The organism is Aliarcobacter lanthieri (assembly GCF_013201625.1).
GTDB classification, from domain to species: Bacteria; Campylobacterota; Campylobacteria; order Campylobacterales; family Arcobacteraceae; genus Aliarcobacter; species Aliarcobacter lanthieri.
Map to the genome: position 1 here is coordinate 1,580,637 of NZ_CP053839.1, position 17,355 is coordinate 1,597,991.

15 protein-coding genes are annotated in these 17,355 nt (G+C 24.1%); 8 read left to right on the forward strand and 7 right to left on the reverse strand.

What is annotated here, in order from left to right; all coding sequences use genetic code 11:
* Positions 1-18 precede the first annotated feature (18 nt).
* Together ALANTH_RS07985 and ALANTH_RS07990 are read left to right on the forward strand one after the other, a co-directional pair.
* Positions 19-1,395, forward strand: a complete 1,377-nt coding sequence (locus tag ALANTH_RS07985; protein WP_026804648.1) for a PhoH family protein — start codon at positions 19-21, stop codon at positions 1,393-1,395.
* A gap of 197 nt (positions 1,396-1,592) precedes the next feature.
* A complete protein-coding gene (locus ALANTH_RS07990; RefSeq protein WP_228133201.1) occupies positions 1,593-3,086 on the forward strand; it encodes an HD domain-containing protein in 1,494 nt (497 codons plus the stop codon).
* Here the strand turns inward: ALANTH_RS07990 and ALANTH_RS07995 are convergent, their stop codons facing one another.
* Positions 3,087-4,784: an EAL domain-containing protein gene (locus ALANTH_RS07995; RefSeq protein WP_029888370.1), complete on the reverse strand. Its 1,698-nt coding sequence runs from the start codon at positions 4,782-4,784 to the stop codon at positions 3,087-3,089. It lies immediately after the preceding gene.
* Between the two features lie 80 nt (positions 4,785-4,864).
* Here ALANTH_RS07995 and pdxH point away from each other — a divergent pair, with 80 nt between their 5' ends.
* Together pdxH and ALANTH_RS08005 are read left to right on the forward strand one after the other, a co-directional pair.
* Entirely contained in the window at positions 4,865-5,503 is a 639-nt protein-coding gene (pdxH, locus tag ALANTH_RS08000; protein ID WP_026808072.1) for a pyridoxamine 5'-phosphate oxidase, read from the forward strand.
* Positions 5,504-5,585: 82 nt separating this feature from the next.
* On the forward strand, positions 5,586-5,936 hold the full coding sequence (locus tag ALANTH_RS08005) for a hypothetical protein (protein ID WP_026804652.1): 351 nt from the start codon (positions 5,586-5,588) through the stop codon (positions 5,934-5,936).
* Positions 5,937-5,938: 2 nt separating this feature from the next.
* On the opposite strand, the gene ALANTH_RS08010 is transcribed toward ALANTH_RS08005, so the two are convergent.
* The 3 genes from ALANTH_RS08010 to ALANTH_RS08020 are packed head-to-tail and all read right to left on the reverse strand — an operon-like array spanning position 5,939 to position 10,026.
* Positions 5,939-8,065, reverse strand: a complete 2,127-nt coding sequence (locus ALANTH_RS08010) for a diguanylate cyclase domain-containing protein (RefSeq protein ID WP_026804653.1) — start codon at positions 8,063-8,065, stop codon at positions 5,939-5,941.
* 49 nt (positions 8,066-8,114) lie between these two features.
* Positions 8,115-9,479: an ATP-dependent RNA helicase DbpA gene (dbpA, locus tag ALANTH_RS08015; protein ID WP_026808073.1), complete on the reverse strand. Its 1,365-nt coding sequence runs from the start codon at positions 9,477-9,479 to the stop codon at positions 8,115-8,117.
* Positions 9,469-10,026 (reverse strand): DedA family protein, encoded by a 558-nt coding sequence (locus ALANTH_RS08020; protein WP_026804655.1) that lies wholly within the window; start codon positions 10,024-10,026, stop codon positions 9,469-9,471. Before ALANTH_RS08020 ends, dbpA begins: the two co-directional genes overlap by 11 nt.
* Before the next feature lie 138 nt (positions 10,027-10,164).
* On the opposite strand from ALANTH_RS08020, the gene ALANTH_RS08025 reads away from it, so the two are divergent.
* A complete protein-coding gene (locus ALANTH_RS08025; RefSeq protein WP_026808074.1) occupies positions 10,165-10,959 on the forward strand; it encodes a DUF4197 domain-containing protein in 795 nt (264 codons plus the stop codon).
* 13 nt (positions 10,960-10,972) lie between these two features.
* Here ALANTH_RS08025 and ALANTH_RS08030 read toward each other — a convergent pair whose 3' ends face one another.
* Complete coding sequence (locus ALANTH_RS08030; RefSeq protein ID WP_026808075.1) at positions 10,973-11,554, reverse strand: hypothetical protein; 582 nt, start codon at positions 11,552-11,554, stop codon at positions 10,973-10,975.
* Between the two features lie 107 nt (positions 11,555-11,661).
* Complete coding sequence (gene htpG, locus ALANTH_RS08035) at positions 11,662-13,572, reverse strand: molecular chaperone HtpG (RefSeq protein ID WP_026808076.1); 1,911 nt, start codon at positions 13,570-13,572, stop codon at positions 11,662-11,664.
* A 243-nt stretch (positions 13,573-13,815) separates the two neighbouring features.
* Here htpG and ALANTH_RS08040 point away from each other — a divergent pair, with 243 nt between their 5' ends.
* Complete coding sequence (locus tag ALANTH_RS08040) at positions 13,816-14,727, forward strand: GGDEF domain-containing response regulator (protein ID WP_026804661.1); 912 nt, start codon at positions 13,816-13,818, stop codon at positions 14,725-14,727.
* Between the two features lie 28 nt (positions 14,728-14,755).
* Here the strand turns inward: ALANTH_RS08040 and ALANTH_RS08045 are convergent, their stop codons facing one another.
* Positions 14,756-14,962: a hypothetical protein gene (locus ALANTH_RS08045; RefSeq protein WP_148299448.1), complete on the reverse strand. Its 207-nt coding sequence runs from the start codon at positions 14,960-14,962 to the stop codon at positions 14,756-14,758.
* Positions 14,963-15,138: 176 nt separating this feature from the next.
* Here ALANTH_RS08045 and ALANTH_RS08050 point away from each other — a divergent pair, with 176 nt between their 5' ends.
* Together ALANTH_RS08050 and ciaB are read left to right on the forward strand one after the other, a co-directional pair.
* Positions 15,139-15,333 (forward strand): hypothetical protein, encoded by a 195-nt coding sequence (locus tag ALANTH_RS08050; RefSeq protein WP_029888371.1) that lies wholly within the window; start codon positions 15,139-15,141, stop codon positions 15,331-15,333.
* A 132-nt stretch (positions 15,334-15,465) separates the two neighbouring features.
* Positions 15,466-17,349 (forward strand): invasion protein CiaB, encoded by a 1,884-nt coding sequence (gene ciaB, locus ALANTH_RS08055; RefSeq protein ID WP_026808079.1) that lies wholly within the window; start codon positions 15,466-15,468, stop codon positions 17,347-17,349.
* Positions 17,350-17,355 lie beyond the last annotated feature (6 nt).

Consider the following 17,355-nt stretch of genomic DNA (forward strand, 5'->3'; position numbering starts at 1 on the left):
TTATGCTAAAATACTTCCATGAAAGAAAAAGTATATGTCTTAGATACAAATATCATCTTACAAAACCTTCAAAACCTCTATAAAATATCAGACAATAAATCCAACCATATTGTTATTCCTGAAACAGTGCTTCTTGAATTAGAAGATAAAAAGAAGCTAGATAATGAATTGGGATATTATTCAAGAGAGTTTGCAAGATTATTAGCAAAGATGAAAATAAAAGAGGTCGATTATAAAGCTGGTTTTAAAGTTGTAAAACTTTTTAATGATGATTTAAATTTAAATATTATTGCAAAAGATAAATATGATACACAAATAGAACAATTTCATATTTCAGAATCAAATGATAAAAGAATTATTGAAGTTGCAAATATTGCTCAAGAGTATTTTAAAGGTTATCAAACTATTTTTTTATCTTTAGATGTTTATGCGAGAACATTTTCCCTATTTAAAGGAATAAAAACAGAAACTTTGCATGATGATAAATCAACAGTTCCAACATTTAATTTTTTAAAAAATATTGAGTTAGATTCATCACTATTTAATAGCCTAGACAATAAAAGTATCCTTTTAATTGATGAAGAATATCAAATGGAAAACTTTTCATATTCTTTTGAAAGCGGAGATGGAAATACTGAATATGCAATAATTGCAAATAATAAGATTGATATTTTAAAAGAAAATGATTTTAAAGCATTAACTATAAAACCAGTAAATATTAAACAAAAATTATTCTCAAAAGCCATATTATCAAATATGTATGATTTACTTGTAATTGATGCAAAAGCTGGAAGTGGAAAAACATTAATGTCCATAGTTTGTGCAATGAGATTAATTGATTTAGGATTATATGATAAAATAGTTTATGTTAGAAATTCTATAGAATCTTTAGACAAAGGTGCAGAAGTTGGCTTTTTATCTGGAAATGAAGAAAAATTCAGAATTTATAATATGGCTTTATATGATACTTTAGAATTTATTGCAAAAAAACATTTAAAAAAGAGTGCAAATAGAGAAAATAAAGAATCTATAAACTCAAAAATAGATGAATTAAAATCAAAATATATTATAGAAACTCTTTGGCCAGGAGAAGCAAGAGGAAGAACTTTAAGTGGAGCGATTGTAATTATGGATGAGTGGCAAAATAGTAGTGAAAAAACTACTCAACTCATATTATCAAGACTAGATGAAAGTTGTATGGCAATAGTAATTGGTTCAAATAGACAAATAGATAATTTATATTTAAATAAATATAATAATGGTCTAACATCTCTTTTAAAACAAACTTCCCAAGTTCATAGTGAAATAAAAATGTTTGCAATAGAGCTAGAAAAAGCTGTTCGTGGTAAATTTGCACAATTTACAGAGAGAATTTTTGAAAAAAGAAAGGATTAAACATACAAAATAGATTAATAAATGATACTATTTACAATCACATTGAATATACAAAACTAGAAGATAAATTACTTCAAACTAAGATTGTAAATAGGCTTCAATTCATAACTCAAAATGCTTTAGCATATTTTTCATATCCATCAATAACAACAAAGAGATTTATTCATAGTCTTGGAACTATGCATTTAAGCTCTTTTTTGTTTAAGAATGCCCTTTTAAATTCTGATAAAAGAACAAAAAATAGTTTTTTATTAAAAGCAAAAAAAAGTATCTTAAAAATTATAAAAGATGAAAAACTAAAGATTAATATCGAAGGATTAGAATATTTTGACAATAAAGCTTTATATCAATTTGTTATTACTACTAAGTCAAACTCTCAAAGAGCTATATATACAATTTTACTACAAACAGTAAGAATAGTTGCATTACTCCATGATATTGGACATTTGCCTTTTTCTCATCAAGTAGAATATGCACTAAAGAAAATATATGACAAAATAAAAGTAAAAGAAAATCAGCAAAGCCTTTTAAAAAAAGAGATTATATTTAAAGAAAATTATGAAAAAATAACAAAAGACTGTAAAGATGTTTTACATGAAGCAATAGGAGAAAAGTTTTTAAAACTTTTATTTGATTATGAATTAGATGAGCTGGTTTATAAAACTCAAGATAAAGAATATTTAAAACTTATAAAAATTTTGGCTTTAAATATATTAGAAGAAAAAAATGATGGAATTTTTGATTTTGGAGTTTTACATAGATTTGTAGATAGTACAGTAGATGCTGATAGGCTAGATTATATAAATCGTGATATGCTAGCAAGTGGATATATAACTGGCCCAAATGATCATATAAGAATTACTAAACAAGCTGTTTTAGTAGAACAAAATGATAAATTTTATTTAAGTTTCTTTGATATGAGTTTAATAGATATTGAACATATGCTTGAAATGAGATTTAATCTTTATAAAAAAGTGATTTTTAACCATGGAATAGCAAAAACAGACTCTTTACTTGAAAATGTAGTTCAATATTTGGCTAATAAGTATTTTGAAGACAGGAATGAAGATGAAAAATTATCAAACTCTATATCTATGCTTTGGAATTTTGAGAATAAAAATAGGCAAATAGAACTTGATACAATATCTATGTTAGATGAAAACTGGTTAATATCATTATTTAAAAATAGATACTTTGATATAAAAAATAAAACTATTTTAAATAAAGAAGATAAAAAATATTTATTTTGTTTTGAAGAGGTTCTATTTGGGAAAAGAAGATTTAGAAGTCCTTGGAAAAATTTAAATGAATTTTATAAAGTTTTAGATTTTTCGACTATCGAAAGATATAAATTTAGAGAAAGTTTTGGATATATAACTAAAAATAGATTAAATAAACTGCAAGAAGAGTTAGAAAACATAATAAAAAAATATGAAAATGAAAATCTATTTTTTGCTTACCAAATAGTATCTTTTAATCTTGGGATAGCAAAAGATTTTTATTTATATGATGGTGATGAACTAATAGATATTGATGAAATTTCTACATTAAGAAAAAGATTAAAATATTCTATGAGAAATACAGTCCCATTTTATATATATTCGAATCAAAAAGTTTTATCAGACAATATAAAAATTGATTTAAAAACTATGTTATTTAGAATTTTTGAAGAAAAAAGTTTAGGTGAGTAGTTAAATACTTGCCTCTGGTTCTTTTATATAATACCCTTGAACATAATCTACACCTAGTTCTTTAACCTTATCAAATATTTCTTTACTTGATACAAATTCAGCAATAGTTTTTATATTTTGATCTTTTGCAAATTTTATAATCATTTTTACAATATTTTCATTACCACTATTTACTAATATATCTTTTATTAGTGATCCATCAATTTTTATATAATCAGCATTTAATTTTATTAAGTATTCAAAATTTGAGTAACCACTTCCAAAATCATCTATTGCAATTTTACAGCCAAGACTTCTAATTTCTTCTATAAAGTTATTAACTATTGAAAAGTTTTTTATCTCTTCACTTTCAACTATTTCAACTACAACTCTTGAACCAAAACCATACTCTTTTATAGTATTCAAAATATATTTAGAAGTAAATTCATTTGATATATCTTGAAAAGTAAGATTAATCGAAAATTCATAACTATTATTTTTAAAATATTCAAAAGTCTTTTTAACTATTTGTTTTGTAAGTTGTAAATATTGTCCAGATTTTTTAGAAATATCTAAGAAGAAAAATGGAGATACAATTTGTCCTGCATCATTTAATCTCATTAAAGCTTCATATTTCTCTATTTTTTCAGTTTTAATATTATAAATAGCTTGGAAATATGGTAATATACCATCTTTTTCAAGAGCTTTTTTAATTTTTTGAGTCCAAAATATATTTTTCTCATAATCTTTTTCTATATCTAAACTCTTACTATAAACTATATTATTTTTATTTGTTTTAGAATATTTACGTATAACATTTGCTGTTTCTAATAACTTATCATTTGTCTCAAATGAAAAACTATTATTTAACTGTAAATATATCTGTCTACCTTTTGCACTAAATGGTTTTTCTGTAATTTTTTTAGATGCAATACCAATTTCATTAATAAAAGCATCTTTTTCTACATTAACTGCTAAAACAACAAAAATATCTGCAGTCAATCGATAAACTTCATAATTACTTTTATTTATAAACAAATCTTCTATTGTTTTTGCTATAAGTTTTAAAATATTATCACCTATTTTATATCCAAAGAAGTCATTTATTTCACTAAAATTATTTATGTCTATTAAAGCTATACTAGGATTTTTTTTAATTGAAATATCATTTAAAAGTTTATATCTACTTCCTATTTTTGTAAGATAATCTTCTCTTAATATTTTATTTAATTCTTCAGTTTTTTCTACTAAATCTGTAATTTCATGTCGTATTGCAACATATTCAAAAATATTTCCATCTTCATCAAAAATAGGAGAGATGATTGTATTAATATAATAATATGTTCCATCTTTCTTTTTATTTTTTAAATTTCCTCTCCAAACTTTTCCACTCTTAATAGTTTTCCATAAATCTCTAAAAACTTCATCATTAGTTTCTCCTCTTAGAATACTATGAGGCTTACCTAAAACTTCTTCTCTTGAATATTGTGAAACTCTACAGAATTCATCATTTATATATGTAATATTCCCTTTTAAATCACTATTAGAAACAATATTTGATGTTTTTGTAGCTCTATTATATTGTCTTAAGATATTTGCTTTTCTAGCAAATTCTTTAGCTTCTTTTTTAAGTTTTTTGATATATATTATTCTAGTAATTAAAAAAATAGTTATAAAAAGTAACAATAAAGAAAGTACGTATTCTAAATTAGTAAACAAGCTTTTCCCTAAGTTTAATTCAATATTGAAGCACATTATACTATAATTTTTAAGAAAATAACAAATTTTAAAGGATATTTTTGGATTTATCTACTTTTAGAGCAAAATATACAACAAAGAATATAGATGTAAAAGATTTACATCAAAATCCTTTTAATCAGTTTGAAATTTGGTTCAATGATGCAATTGAAGCAAAACTTTTAGAACCAAATGCCTTTTCTCTATCAACTGTAGGGAAAGATATGATGCCAAGCATTAGAACTGTATTATTAAAAGTTTTTGATGAAAAAGGATTTGTTTTTTTTACAAATTATGAAAGTAAAAAAGCAAAACAAATAGAGGAAAATCCAAAAGCAGCTGCACTTTTTACATGGTTAGAACTTGAAAGGCAAATAAAAGTTGAGGGTTCAATAGAAAAAATATCTAAAACTGAGTCTTTAAAATATTTTTTATCTCGTCCAAAAGGTAGTCAACTTGGAGCATGGGTTTCAACACAAAGCCAAGTAATAAGTTCAAGAGCATTATTAGAACAAAAATTTGATGAAATGAAAAGAAAGTTTTTAAATAAAGAGATTCCATTTCCATCTTTTTGGGGTGGATATGCTATAAAACCTATACGAATTGAATTTTGGCAAGGTGGAGAGGATAGGCTTCATGATAGATTTTTATATGAACTTCAAGAAAATAATACTTGGAAGATATCAAGATTAGCTCCATAAATAGAAATATTGCAATTTGTAATATTTTTTAACACTTTTAAATTATTTTAGTAGAATACCTAAAACTTATAAAGGATAAAATATGGTTTTAGGTAAATGTCCAAATTGTGGAGCTAATGTTATAGCCATAAATACAATTGCACAAAATCAAAAAGTTACTTTATATACTTGTGAAAATTCAAAAAAAGAACATGATGATAGTTTTCAATTTATATATACAAATGATTCAACTTGTAATTTTAGAGTATATTCAAATGTATTTCTAAAATGGAATAAAAGAGGATTTTCAAAATATGAGATGAAAAGTTTACTTGAAAATGGACAAGTTGCTATTAGACTATACAGTAAAAAGATTAAAGGTGAATATTTTAAATATGTTATGTTAGATAAAGATTATGGAGTATCTATTTTATGGAATGAAGAAGTACAATAAATTTAGAAAAATTCTATCGCATTCTTTCCTTGTTTTTTAGCACTATACATTGCTGTATCAGCTTGTTTTATAATATCTTGTACACTAACACTTGAATCACTAAATAGTGTAACTCCAATACTAGGAGTTGATACATTTCTATGTCCATTAATATGAGTTATACCATTTAAAGTATTTTTTATTTTTTCAGCTAAATAACTTATATTTCTTCTTGCATCATCACTATTATTTCCTATATTATCTAGTAAAACAATAAATTCATCTCCACCTATTCTTGAAACAGTATCTTCTTCTCTTAAACACTCTTTTATCTTTTTAGCAACAGTTATAAGAAGAACATCACCTATATCATGTCCTAAAGTATCATTCACTTCTTTGAAATTATCTAAATCAATGAATATTAATCCTCCAAATATTTTATGTCTTACTGTTTTTGTTATAGCATGTTCAATTCTATCTAATAAAAGAAGTCTATTAGGCAATCCTGTTAAATTATCATGAGTTGCTTGATATTCTAATATTTTTTCTTTGTCTTTTTGCTCACTAATATCCATATATTGACCAAGATAATTTGTTATTTTGTCTTCTTCATTTTTTATAACAGTAATAATACTTCTTAAAGCTATAATCTCCCCATTTGCCTTTTTATTATAAACATCTCCTGTCCAAGTACCATTTATTTTTAAGTCATCCCATAAATTTTCAATGAATTTTCTATCTTGATGAGCTGTTTTAAAAATTCTTGGATTTTGTCCTAAAAGTTCGTCTTTTGAGTATCCCATAATTTGGCAAAATGCCTTATTTACTTTTACTATTGTATTTCTATTATCTGTAATAATCATAGGAGCAAAAGAATCAAAGGCATAAGAAGATAATCTCAATTCATTCTCTTGTTTTTGCCTTATATCTTCATAATCAATTTTTTCTAAACAACTAGTAATACCTAATACTAATTTATCAAAAAGAATTTCTGCTTCTTGATCAAAAAAGTTTGTTTGTTTAGAATAAATAACAAGAACAGCCATTACTTCATTAAATTTTTTAATAGGAAATGTTGCCATTGAGTTTATATTTAACTCTTTTGTTTTATCATAAAAAATAGAACTATTATCTTTTTTTAAATTTTTTATAATAATATTTTGTTCTCTTTTAATAGTTTTTAATATAAGATTTTCAGAAGAAGTAATCTTATTTTTTATTATTAATTCTTTTAATTCTCCATCTTTAGCAACTACTATATTATTTACACGATCATATATAAAGCAAAATGACAAATCTTTATTTTCATTTAAAAGTTCACAAATTTCCATATATAATTCATCTTTTTTAAATGTTTTCGTTAAAAATTTATTTGCTTGACTTAACAACTCATATATATTTTTATGTTTTTGTATTTTTAATGATGAATCTTGCTCATTAAAAATAATATTCTTAAGTATGAAAAATAATGGAATTAGAGTAAAAAAGCAAAAGAATAAGAATAAGAAACTTATATTTCTTTCAAGTATTATATTATTTTCTATATGAACTAACTCTTTTTCAATAGATAAAACCATAAACTCTATAATAGAAGAAAGCTTATCTATATTATTTATACTTGAATTAAAATAATCATCTAATCTTAATATATCTTGAGAATAAGAGTTTGTAGAATCTTTAAATCTTAAAAGAACTAATGTTTTTATAATTTTTTTATTTAAAAGATTAAAACTATCTATAACTTCATCATTTGTGATTGATAGTTGATTAATTTTATGTCTTAAATCTTCTACTTTACTAAAACTAATATTTAAAGAAATAGTATGTTCTTTCCATTGCTCTTTCCAAGGCATCTCATTTAAAGATAGCTTTAGTTCAGCTAAAGATATTTTTGAAGTATCTTGTTGATCTTTTAAATCTTTAGATATCTTTTTAGTATTTAGTTGCTCTATTGATAATAGTTTTTCTTTTTCAAAGGATATAATTAATTTTTCTGCACTTTTTAGATAGTTTAATCTAAAACTATTATCTTCAAACTCTTTAATAAGTTTAATTTTTTCATAAACCATAGAAGAACTGAAAAACAATATCCCTAATACTGGCAATGTAAAAATCAAAATGATTTTTGTGAATAAACTATTTTTAAACAACAATTACTCCCCTTTGTTTAAAATGCTTGTATGATATCATAATTTATTATTATTTTTCATAAGTATTATGAATTTTACCTTTTATTTTAGTTCTTTGTAACTCTGTTAATGTAAATTTAAATTTCTCTTTTTTTACTGCAACATAAGAACAAAAATCTAAAACATCAATTTTACCTATATCATTTTTATCTAGCCCTATTCCAGCTGTTAAACTTCCTAAAATATCAGCTTTTCTAAGTTTATGTTTTTTCCCACTATTTATAAATATCGTTCTAAAATCACTATCTATTTCAAAATCTTTATTCTCTTGTACATTTTTGATATCTTCAAACTTGATATCTTCAAAAGTATCTTTAAAGATATCAAGTTTGTCATTTTCATTTTTTGTATAAAATGTTACTGCAAATCCACCTTTTCCAGCTCTTGCAGTTCTACCAATCCTATGAGTATGTATTTTTTGATTTAAAGATAAATCATAATTAATAACTAAATCAATATCATCTATATCTAAACCTCTTGCTGCAACATCACTTGCAATTAAAATAGGATAAGATTTATTTGAAAATAATACTATTGTTTCATCTCTTTGTTTTTGATCTAAATCAGAGTGTAAAGTTAAAATATCAAGCCCTAAATCATACAAATCATCAGCTAAAGTTTCACAAGTTTGTCGCATATTACAAAATATAATTGTTGAAGTTGCCTTACTTGAAGATATTATTTTTGATATATTTTCATTTTTTTGATTATTTTCAATATTATAAAAAGTTTGTGCTATGAATTCTTTCTTTTCACTCTCAATTTTTACAAAAATTGCTTGATTCATAATTGCAGAAGATAATCTTTCAATATTTTTCTCATAAGTTGCACTAAAAAGCATAGTTTGTCGGTTATTTGGTAAAACTTCTACTATTTGTTCTATATCATCGTAGAATCCCATATCTAACATCTTATCTGCTTCATCTAAAACAAAATAGTTTAAATTTTCTAAATTTAGATTTTTTTCTTTGATATGTTTTAAAACTCTTCCTGTTGTACCAACTATAATATGAGCATTATGCTCTAAAGAAGCTACTTGAGGTTTAAAAGGAACTCCTCCACATAAAGTTAAAACTTTTACATTATGAATATGACGAAATAGTTTTCTAAGTTCAATTGCTATTTGATTTGCTAACTCTCTTGTAGGAGCTAAAATAAGTGATTGAATATTAAATTGTTTAACATCTAATTTTTCAACAAGAGGAATACAAAAAGCAACTGTTTTTCCAGAACCTGTTTTTGCTTGAGCAATTATATCTTTTCCTAATAAGCTTTTTTCTAAAGTAAGCTCTTGTATAGGGGTTAAACTTTCATATCCTAAAGAATCAAGATTTTGTATAAATTCCTTTTTTAATTTTAGTTCATTAAACTTCACTATTTTTTGCCTTTTTTCTTTTTTTATTAAAGTTTGAAATAAGAATAAAGATAATAACAAATACAATAATGAAACCCATATATTGAAATTTATCAGATATACTCATTAAAAATTCCCCAGCTACAAAACTAATATATCCAATAACACAAGCCCATAAAATTGAAGCAAAAATATTTAGAATCATAAATTTATAAGGATTATATTCAGAAACTCCCATAACAAGTGGAATTAAAGTTTTTACTCCATATATATATTTTTGAATAAATACTATAAAAATTCCATATTTTTTTAATAATACTTTTACTAAAGCTATTTTCTTCTTATGATTTTTCATCATATCTTCTACATATTCTTTATTATATTTTCCCATGTAAAATAAAAACTGGCTACCAACAAAGTTTGAAACTCCTGCAACTGCAATACAAATATATATATTCAAATCACCTGCATAAGAAAATGCTCCAGCTATTGCTAAGGCTAAAAATCCACCTCCAAAAGTGTACAAAAAAAGTGCTATATAGCCCCAGTCTTGGATAAATTGTTCCATTAAATTTCCTAAAATTATTTTCTATATAAGAGTAGATATTTTATCTAAATCTATATTTATTTGTGCATAAATATAATTTTCACAATTTTTACAAGTATTTTATATATAATCTTAAAATTTATTTTAAAAGGAAAGATTATGAAAAAATCTCTAATAATATCAAGTTTAGTTCTATCAACACTTAGTTTTGGATTTGATTTAAAAGGTATTGCAAACGAAGTTACAAAATCTGTTAATTCTTCTAGTAATACTCAAACAACATCTAACTTAGATAATAATACTATTTCTGCAGGTTTAAAAGATGCTTTAAAAGTTGGAGTAAATTTTGCAACAACAGAACTTGGTAAGCCAAATGGTTACTTAAATAATAAAGAAGTAAAAATTCCCCTTCCAAATAATTTATCAACGGTAGAAGGAGTTATAAGAAAAGCTGGTGGAGATAAGATAGCTGATGATTTAATAAATTCAATGAATAGTGCTGCTTCAAAAGCTGCTCCAACAACTGCAAATATTTTTATCCAAGCAATAGAAAAAATGAGTTTAGCTGATGCTCAAAATATCTTAAATGGTGGTGATAATGCAGCAACTCAATATTTCAAAAACAATACAACAACTTCTTTAAAAGAAGCTATAAAACCTATTATTCAAGATAGTATGAAAGATAATAATGTAGCACAATATTATGATGTAGCAAATAATTTTTATCAATCAAATGTAAAAGATTTAGCAAATAATAGTACTGTTTCAAGTTTAGCTAAAAATTTTGGTGTTGATTCATATATTCCTGGAAATTCAAATGAAAGTTTAGATGACTTTGTAACTTCAAAAGCAATAGATGGACTATTTTCTATGATTGCAAAAAAAGAAGCAAGTATTAGAGAGAATCCAGTTGAACAAACTACTTCTATTCTAAAACAAGTTTTTGGTAAATAATTTTATAGACTAGCTAATTTGAAGCTAGTCTAAAATAACTATTTATAGCATTATTTTTTGCCAAACTTATATTAAGGTTAATATCTATATTTTCATTTTTAGGGAAATTATAAGTATAAGTTTTTTCAAAATTCTTTAAAAGATTTTCATACAAATCACCTTTTGTATCAACTATAAAAATCTCTTTTTGCATTTCATAAATATATATAATATGTAAATTGTAAGTTTTATTTACTCTATAAATATTAAATTCATAGTGATTATATATCTTTTTCTCACAATTTTCAAAACTATTTATTTTTAAATTATCTTTTAATAAATCTAAAAAACAAGATAAAGCTTGAACATTCCATATAACATCGGTATAAGTATGAATATATTCTAAGAAAATATGGTTGGCTTTTAATGTATAAGCTTCATAAACATAAGAATCATGTCTAGTTTTCATTTCGATATTGTAAAGGGTAAATTTATAAAAATTATCAGTGGAAATTTTAAATTTTAAATCATTTTCTTCAATACTAAAATATGGGATAGAAAGTTTTGTAACTTTTTTAAAAATAAATTTTAATAATTTAAATAAAGCTTCAAACATAATAATTTCCCTATAATTTTATATAACTTTATCTAAATAATAGTATTTTAGCAAGAAAATTGAAAAAACTGTTAGTTAAAAAAACTAACAGTTTGATTAAGTATAAATTATAGCGCTTTAGCAGTTATTTTTGTAAGTCTTTTTGCAAATGCAACTCTATCACTTATCTCGATATCTTCACTAATTTTTGCTAAATCTAATAAAATCCAAGAAATATCTTCAATTAACTCTTCATCTTTTGTATCTTTTAGTTTTTTAACTATTTCATGATTTGGATTTATTTCTAAAATAGGTTTTATTTCAGGAACACTTTGTCCCATTGCTCTAAACATATGTGCCATTGCAGCCATTTGAGCATCTTGTGCATCTTTTGTGATGCAAGAAGCTGATTCAGACAATCTATTTGTAATTTTTACATCTTTTACATTGTCATTTAATTTATCTTTAATTTTTGAAACTATATCTTTAAAATTCTCTTCAACTTCTTTTTTTTCTTCTTCACTTTGTTCTATTTTTGGAGCTTCACAAGTTGTAATATCTTTAAATTCCCACTCTTTGAATACACCAATAGTTGGAGTTATTATTTCATCTATTTCTTTGTCATCTAAAATTAATACTTCAATATCATTTTTCTTATAACTTTCTAAAAGTGGAGAGTTTCTTAAAACTTTTTCATTTTCTCCAACGATATAATAGATAGCTTTTTGTTCACTAGAAGCTCTAGATTTGTAATCTTCGAGAGAAGTTAATTTATTATCTTCAGTTTTTGTAGATTTATATCTTAAAAGTTCTAAAATTGCTTCTTTGTTTGTATAATCTTGATAAACACCCTCTTTTAAAGCTCTATTATATTGTTCTATAAATTTAGAATATTTTTCTTCATCTTTTGAAAGTTTTTTGATTTCAGATAAAATCTTTTTAACACTACTTTGTTTGATATTTGCTAAAATTCTATTCTCTTGTAAAATCTCTCTACTTACATTTAAAGGTAAATCTTCACTATCAATAATACCTCTTACAAATCTTAAATATGTAGGTAATAACTCTTTATCATCATCAGTTATGAATACTCTTTTTACATATAGTTTAATTCCACTTTGGTAATCTGCTCTATACATATCAATTGGTGCAATTTGAGGAATATAAAATAGTGTTGTGTACTCATTTACTCCTTCTGTTTTTGTATGAATTGTAAGCATTGGATCACTTGAATCCTGAGAAATTGATTTATAGAAGTTATTATAATCTTCTTCTTTCAATTTTGCTTTTGGTTGAGTCCAAAGTGCTGTTGCTTCATTTATTTGTTCATGTTTTCGTTCAATCTTTTTCTCTGCTGTTTTTCCAGCTTTTTCATCTTCTTCGCTTAATGGTTGAGTAACTTCTTCATCATAATTTAAAAATATTGGATAAGCTATATGATTTGAGTATTTGCTCACAATATTTTTTATTCTATATTTACTTGCAAATTCATCAACTTCATCATCTTTCAATTTTATATAAATTACTGTTCCATTTGTCTCTTTTGTACAAGGGGCTAAATCAAATTCACCTGTTCCATTTGAACTCCATTTAAAAGCTACTTCTTCACCAGCTTTTTTTGAAATAACATCTACACTATCTGCTACCATAAAAACAGAATAAAATCCTACTCCGAATTGACCTATTAAATTTGAATCTTTTTTTGCATCTCCAGTTAAAGCTTCAACAAAAGATTTAGTTCCAGATTTTGCAATAGTTCCAATAGAATTTATCATATCTTCTTCATTCATACCTATACCATTATCAATAATAGTAAGTGATTTATCTTTTTCATCAAAAGAGATATTTATCTCACCTTTCCAATCAGCAAGACTCTCTTTTAATTTTTCATCTGTAAGCCTTAAATAATTTAGCTTATCTATAGCATCACTTGCATTTGATACAAGCTCTCTTATAAAAATCTCTTTATTTGAATATAAAGAGTGTGTCATTAAGTGTAGTAGTTGTCCTACTTCTGTTTGGAATTGATATTTTGCCATTTTATTATCCTCGCTTTTTTTGATTTTTATAAATTTTTATTTTTATTTTTAAAAGAGAATTTTATCTAAGCTTTATTAAACTTGGCTAAAGTTTTTTATCTTTTTAGCACTTTTATATATAGAGTGCTAACTATATAGAATAATTTGTAATTAAAAATCTCTATAAAACAAGCAAAAAAAAAATTTGCCCTATTAATGGAAAGATAAGATAAGATAAGATATTTCTTTTTAGGGAGAGTAAGCTTGGAATATAGAAAACCTACAATACTTATTGTTGATGATATGACAACTAATTTATTAATATTATCTGATTTATTAAAAGATGAATATGATATAAAAGTTGCTAAAAGTGGAACTAAAGCGTTAGAAATCTTAAATATATCAAATGAAATAGATCTCGTTCTTTTAGATATTGAAATGCCTGATATAAATGGATATGATGTATGTAGAAAATTAAAAAATAATAATAAAACAAAAAATCTTCCAATAGTATTTATTACAGCAAAAAATAGTGAAGAAGATGAAGAATTTGCATTAAATCTTGGAGCTATTGATTATATAAAAAAGCCTTTCAATAAAGATATTGTAAAAATAAGATTAAAAAATCATATTAATCTTAAACTCAAAACTGACTTACTTGAACAGCTATCAATGTATGATAGTTTAACTAATATAAGGAATAGGAGATTTTTTGATGAAGCTTTCGAAATAACTTTTTTAGAATCAAAAAGAGAAAAAAACAATCTAGCTGTTTTAATGATAGACATAGATTTTTTCAAAAGATATAATGATAATTATGGACATGGGAAAGGTGATGAAGCATTAAGACAAGTGGCAAAAGCTTTACAATCGACTTTAAAACGACCTAGTGATTTAGTTGCTAGATATGGAGGGGAAGAGTTTGTTATTCTTTTAAAAGATATTAATAGAAGTGGTTTAGAAACTGTTGCAAAAAATCTTTTAAAAGCAGTAAGAGATTTAAAAATAACTCATGAGTTTTCAAAAATAGAAAAATTTATAACAGTTAGTATTGGGATATCTTTCTTCTCTTCAAATTCAGATATTACAAAATTAGAACTTTTAATGAAAGCTGATGAAACTTTATATCAAGTAAAAAATAGTGGAAGAAACAATTATTCTATAATAGATATTTAAAACAAACCCTATAAAAAATATAAATATTTTAAATAGGATCTAAAGATAAATTTTCAAGAGTTATTTTTTTATCAAGATAAATTAATTTCATATTTTCTAAAGCATCTTTTAAAACAGATAAAGCTTCATGCACTTTTTCTATATTTATATCATAGTCAATACAATCTATTTCCAACATACTTTCAATTTTTTCTTGAAATTCTTTTAATACGAGTATAGCTTCATTTTCACTCATTTTTATGCCTTTTATATTTAATAGTTCCATACTTTTACATAAAAATATAGAATAATTCCTTTATTGTATTTTATTTATTTAGAATTATTCCTTAAAATTGTTATATTTAATGGAATAAATCTTATGTTGCCTTGTCACTACTCATAAAGTAAATTAACAATAAAAAAAGGATTTTTATGAAAATGACAAAAAGAGACATTGCTGGATTTTTAAATGTAGATATAAAAACTCTATATAATTGGCAAAAATATAAACCTAACTTATATAAAACTGTTATGTTAGGGCTTATGATTGAAGATATTATTGATAAATCAGAAAAAAGTTTGAAAGAACTTAAAGAACTTAAAAAGGAATTTGAAAATAAGAAATAAAATATATTAAATTAATTTATTAAATATCGTATCTTTTTTATATAGATTATAAATCTAAACTAACAAATACTTAAAAGTGAAAAAATATAGCTTTTGATATAATAATGACTTCAAAAATATAAAGGCTAAAATATGAACAAAGAAAAATTTTTATATGATTTACAAAAAATATATGACTTTTTAAATGAACAAAAAGCAACAACAAATGAACTAATAAAATATTTAGAAAATGAAGAGTTTGATAAACTAGAACTTATTAATGAGTTTGCAAAAGCTTTAAATCTTGAAATAAATAGTGATTTAAAATTTGCACTTGTAACTAGACTTGTAAACTTACGAGATGATAGTTTAGTTCAAGTTCTAAAAAAGTTAGAGAAAAATGAAATAGAAATCATAGACTTACAAGAAAAAGCTTATCAATTTGTAAAAGATTATTGGCATAATGTGCATACAAAATTTATAGATTTTATTGTACAAAACTCACTTTTAACTCCTTTTTATAGAGAAGTTTTTATAGGAGTTTATAATGTAGGACTTCAGATGAGTTCTTGGCAAACTTCTTGGACAGCACATATCATAAATGGCATAAATAAAGAACTTATGTATAAATTTGATAATGATGAAACAAAAATAATGAAGTATCTTGAAGATGAACAACTTTTTGATAAAGGTCATGGTGGTATAACAGCAGATAGATGCTATTCTGCTCTTGTAAAAGAAAAAGATAGATATACATCAAAAGCTTACATAAAAGTTTTCAAAAAAGAAGTTACTAAAGTTGTAGATGCACTTGAAGAGTTTGCAGATAAACTAATAGAACTGGAAGATGAAATATATAATCAAAAATGGGAATATATAGCATACATACAGAGTTTAATAGTAGCATTTAGTGAAGATAAAACTGATAGTTTAGTAGAAAAATGGGCAAATGTAGATAGAACTTGGATGAAAATAAAAACTCCAATTCAAATAGGGCATCCACTTGAATATTACGAAGATCATTTTAGAAAAGCTGTTGCACTAGAATGGGATATAAGACTGACAAATCCAAAATTTGCACAAAATGACCATAGAGTAAATAAAATAAAATCAGCATTTACAAAAATTTACAATAGTTTTGAATCAAATCTAGAATATAAAAAAATATATGATTTTAGCTTAGCTTCACTAGATAAAGTACAACTTTATGTAGGTCGCCCTGCACTATTTTTTGGTGCAGAGTTAAATGGACTTTTTTCAGCACAAGTTGTACCAAATGATGAAGTTGTAAGTTTGGAAGAAGGTAAAAAAATATTTGCATTTAGTGATGAAATATTACAAAGTAGTCGTGCAAAACCATTTTTAAAACTTTCTAGTGAGATTTTTGGGCAAGAGCTTCTAAGAAGGGATAGAGATTTTTTATTCAATCAAACTAATTCTTGGCATCAAGTATATGATATTAGCACTATTGGGCATGAATATGGACATATTTTATGGTGTGATAAAGAAACAGAAAGTTTTATGAATAAAACTGGAAATTTTAAAAATATTGAAGAGTTTAAAGCAACAACAGGCGGATTAATATCATATTTACTTGATGATGAAAATGATGAAAAACATTTAAAAGAACAAGTTTTAATAGACTTAGTTAAAAGAAGTGTAGGATTAATATCTTGGATGGAAGTTGATGAAGTTCAACCATACTATTGTGAAGGGTTGATTCATTTAAGTGGACTTTTTGAAAGCAATATTTTATCTTGGGATGATAAAAATAAAAAATTAAATATAGATTTAAGTGATGAAAAATTTGAGAAATTAAAAGAATGGTATATTATAAATTATACTGCTTTAGCAAAACACTATTTAGAAAAAGAAGATGCTACAAAATTTCTAAATCGTTATGCTACAAAAGAAGATAGATATTTTATGCCAAATGATAAAAACATAAACTCTTTTGTAAAATACTATTTCAAAAGATACCAAGAGATAGGACAAGAATTAGATACTCTTGATAAAAAAGAGAACTATTTAAAATAAGAAAGT